Origin of the sequence: Streptomyces sp. KLMMK (genome assembly GCF_036961605.1) — a bacterium.
Classification (GTDB): Bacteria; Actinomycetota; Actinomycetes; order Streptomycetales; family Streptomycetaceae; genus Streptomyces; species Streptomyces telluris.
In genome coordinates this window covers 1-3,875 of record NZ_JBAMDC010000521.1, presented here as the reverse complement: position 1 = coordinate 3,875, position 3,875 = coordinate 1, and the positions used below count along the sequence as shown (strand labels likewise).

Below are 3,875 nucleotides of genomic sequence, written 5' to 3'. Positions count from 1 at the left end.
CGGCGGGGGTGCGCACCGACCCGGTGCAGGAGGTGCGCTCGGCGCTGCCGCTCGCGGAGGTCACCGGGTACGGCCAGGACGGCGCAGCCGGGGGCGGGGACCTCGGGAAGGCGCTGGAGTCGGCGGCGCTGCGGGCCCGGGAACTGGACGGCGCCCTCGGCGTGTTCGGCGGCGACGGCACCGTCAACGCGGCGGCCGCCGTGGCCCGGCGCCACCGGCTGCCGCTCGCCGTCCTGCCGGGCGGAACGTACAACCACTTCGCCTACGACCTGGGCATCGAATCCCTCGCCGACGCCTGCCGGGCCGTGGAGGCAGGGGAGGCCGTGGCGGTCGACATGGTGCGGATGCGCGCGGGCGGCGGCGAGGAGGCGGGCTGGTTCCTCAACACCTTCAGCATCGGCGCGTACCCGGAGCTGGTGCGCGTGCGCGAGCGCTGGGCGCCGCGCACCGGGGCCTGGCCCGCGGGCGTGCTGGCGGCGGTGCACGTGCTGCGCACGGCGCGGCCGCTCCGGCTGGAGGTGGACGGCAGGCGGCGCCGGCTGTGGATGCTGTTCGCGGGCAACTGCACCTACCGCGGGCTGGGCCTGGCTCCGGTGCGGCGGCACGACCTGGCGGACGGGGTGCTGGACGTCCGCACGGTCTCGGGCGGCCCGCTGGCCCGTACGCGCCTCCTTGCCGCGGCGCTGGGAGGCGGCCTGAAGCACTCGCCGGTGCTCAGGACGGCCCGGGTGCGCAGCCTGCGGATCAGCGGCATCCGGCGGGGGACGCACCTGGCGTACGACGGCGAAATCGCGCCTGCGCCGACGGAGTTGACCTTGCGGAAGGAGAACGAGGCGCTCGTGGTGTACCGCCTGCCTGCGGAGTGGGACCTCAGAGGGCGTGGCGTTTGACATATGAGACAGCACTCTCGTAATCCGGGACGAGGATCTACGGTGCCGTCATGGCTGATGACGAGACCACCGTGTACACCCATGGCCACCACGAGTCGGTCCTGCGCTCGCACACGTGGCGCACGGCCGCCAACTCCGCCGCGTACCTGCTGCCGGAGCTGGAGCCGCACCTGGAGATCCTCGACGTCGGCTGCGGGCCGGGCACCATCACCGCCGACCTGGCCGCGCTGGTCCCGCAGGGCCGGGTCACCGGCCTGGACGCCGCCGAGGAGGTGCTCGGCGCCGCCCGCGCGACGGCCGCCGCCCGCGGGCTGACCAACGCCGGCTTCACCACCGGCGACGTCCGGGCCCTGGACTTCCCCGACGGGTCCTTCGACGTCGTCCACGCCCACCAGGTGCTCCAGCACGTCGGCGACCCCGTGGGCGCGCTGCGCGAGATGCGCCGCGTCTGCCGCCCCGGCGGGCTCGTCGCCGTCCGCGACGCGGACTACGCCGCCATGACCTGGTACCCGGCCGTCCCCGGCCTGGACGGCTGGCAGGACCTCTACCGGCGCGTCGCCCGCGCCGCAGGCGGCGAGCCCGACGCGGGGCGCCGCCTGCTGTCCTGGGCCCGGCAGGCGGGCTTCACCGACGTGACGGCCACCGCGAGCGCCTGGTGCTACGCCACCGAGGAGGAACGCTCCTGGTGGAGCGGGCTGTGGGCGGACCGCACGACCGCCTCCGCGTACGCCCGGCTCGCGGTCGACGGCGGGCACGCGGACCGGGCCGGTCTCGACCGGGCAGCCGCAGCCTGGCGGGAATGGGGCCGCCACGAGGACGCCTGGTTCGCCGTACTGAACGGCGAACTCCTGTGCCGCGCCTGAACCGCCCCGCACCGTGCCGTGCGGCCAACTAGCCTGGTTCCCATGAACATTCTGGGGACCTCGCTACGGGTGTGCGTCGATGATCTGGACCACGCAATCGGTGTCTACGAACGCCTGACCGGTGCCGAAGCGCTGCGCTTCCACCGCGGCGGCGTCGCGGTGGCCGCGGTCGGCTGCTTCTTCCTCATGAGCGGACCGGAGAAGGAGCTGTCCATCCTGCGCAAGATCACCGCCACGATCGCGGTGACGGACGTCGAGGAGGCCCTGGGCGACCTGGAGTCGGTGGGCGCCCAGATCATCGCCGGCCCGGTACCCACCCCGATCGGCCGCAACCTGGTGGCCCGCCACCCGGACGGCTCCGTCTTCGAATACGTCGACCGCAAACAGGGCTGAACGGGCCTCCATTACCCGGGTGGTAATCGACCCTCCCCGCCGCCCCCCCCGAGGCGCTTCACCCCGGGGGGCGCCTCTGTCGGGTCACCCCAGGTCGAGCGCGTTGGGCAGCCCCATCCGGTAGCGGATCGCGTCCTCGGCCTTGAACAGTTCGAGCTCCGGGGCCCGGTAGAGCGGGGTGATCGTGCACCGCTCCGCCCGCGAACCCGTCTCGTCCAGGAGGGCGTTGACCGCGGCCCGTGCCGCGGCGTTCGCGCCCTCCATGGTCGCGAGGTCGATGTCGGTGGCCACGTAGTCCCCGCACAGGAAGAGGTTGGGGATCGCCGTGCGCGCCGAAGGGCGGTTGTACCAGGTGCCGGCGGGGTGGACGAGGAGCTGCTCGTCGTTGACCGGGCGGGGGCCGCCGATCTCCACGGCCGGGTCCAGGAACCAGGAGTGGATCTTCGAGTCGCTCAGGACCGTGCGCCCGGTGTCGTTGAGCCCGGCCTTCATCTGCGCCCACACCTCGCGCGCGACCTCCTCGCGCGTGCACTGCTTGGCGGTCCTGCCGTAGAGGATGCCGGGCTTGTCCCACTCGGAGACGTCCACCGACAGGCAGTCCGCGACCGCGCCGTCCCCGTAGTCGGCGCGGAAGTCACGCCCCGGCCAGTACTGCGCCTGCCCGACGGAGGTGATCGACCACGGGGAGTCGATGTGGTTGACGTGCCCGTGCAGGACGGGCGTGGGCTCCGTCAGATAGAACTGGATGCCCGTCATCCAGTCCGTCTGCAGCTTGTCGCAGCGCGCCAGCTGCGGGTCGGCCGCCCGCACCTGGGCGTTCCAGGTGGTACGGGCGTGCTCGACGGGCATCGCCGAGACGAAGTGGTCGGCGGTCACGGACTGTTTGGCGCCGGAGGCGTCCTGTACGACCGCCTCGGTGATCCGGCCGCGCGCGATCCGCAGGTCCCGTACGGCCCAGCCGATCCGGAACGTGACGCCCAGGGAGCGCAGGTGGGCGACCCACGGGTCGATCCACGCCTCGTTGGTGGGGGCGTTGAGCACCCGGTCCGGCTCGCCGTCCGCGCCCCGCCCCAGGGCGTTGAAGAGGAACGCCTCGATGCACGTCGACACCGTCTTGGTGCTGGCCACCTCGGCCTTGGTGGCCACGATGTTGCGGGTGATGCCGATGGCCAGCAGCCGCTGGTAGTTCGGGGACATCCTCGCGGCGCGGATGAACTCCCACCACGGCACCCGCTCCCACGCACCCGTCCGCCGGGCGTCGCAGCTGGTGAGCCAGACCAGCAGCCTGCTCGCGAAGTAGACCGTCTCGTGGACGGGGATGTTGCCGAAGGCGTCGAGGAAGCCGGCCAGCGCGCGGCGCAGGGCGTCCGGGGTGAGCAGCGGCGGCGGCTTGCCGACCGTGCGGAACGGCAGCCGGATGTCCTCGTGGCCGGTGCGGGCCAGCATCACCTCGGTCGAGGCCACGATGTTGTCGTGGCAGCCGTTGGGGTTGCCGGGGAAGGGGATGCGGCGCATCGTGTCCGGCAGGTTCTGGTAGAAGCCGGGGAAGAAACGGAAGCCGTGCTCGCCGGGCAGGGGCTTGCGGCCGCCTCGCGCGCTGCCGGGCACGTCCATGCTGCGGGCCTTGCCGCCGGGCGCCTTCTTCTCGTACACGGTCACTTGGAAGCCGCGCTCGGCGAGTTCGTGCGCGGCCGTCAGCCCCGCGACGCCCCCGCCGAGGACCGCGACG

4 protein-coding genes are annotated in these 3,875 nt (G+C 73.2%); 3 read left to right on the top strand and 1 reads right to left on the bottom strand.

Annotation, left to right across the window (positions count from 1 at the left end; translation table 11 throughout):
- From V7793_RS34830 to V7793_RS34820, 3 genes are all read left to right on the top strand, one after another.
- Positions 1-890: diacylglycerol/lipid kinase family protein (locus V7793_RS34830; RefSeq protein WP_336013694.1), on the top strand; the 890-nt coding region annotated here is incomplete at its 5' end.
- Between the two features lie 50 nt (positions 891-940).
- On the top strand, positions 941-1,753 hold the full coding sequence (locus V7793_RS34825) for a methyltransferase domain-containing protein (RefSeq protein WP_336013693.1): 813 nt from the start codon (positions 941-943) through the stop codon (positions 1,751-1,753).
- A 42-nt stretch (positions 1,754-1,795) separates the two neighbouring features.
- A complete protein-coding gene (locus V7793_RS34820; RefSeq protein WP_168093217.1) occupies positions 1,796-2,146 on the top strand; it encodes a VOC family protein in 351 nt (116 codons plus the stop codon).
- 84 nt (positions 2,147-2,230) lie between these two features.
- Here the strand turns inward: V7793_RS34820 and V7793_RS34815 are convergent.
- Positions 2,231-3,875, bottom strand: a 1,645-nt coding sequence (locus V7793_RS34815) for a hydroxysqualene dehydroxylase (RefSeq protein WP_336013692.1), incomplete at its 5' end; no start/stop codon positions are given.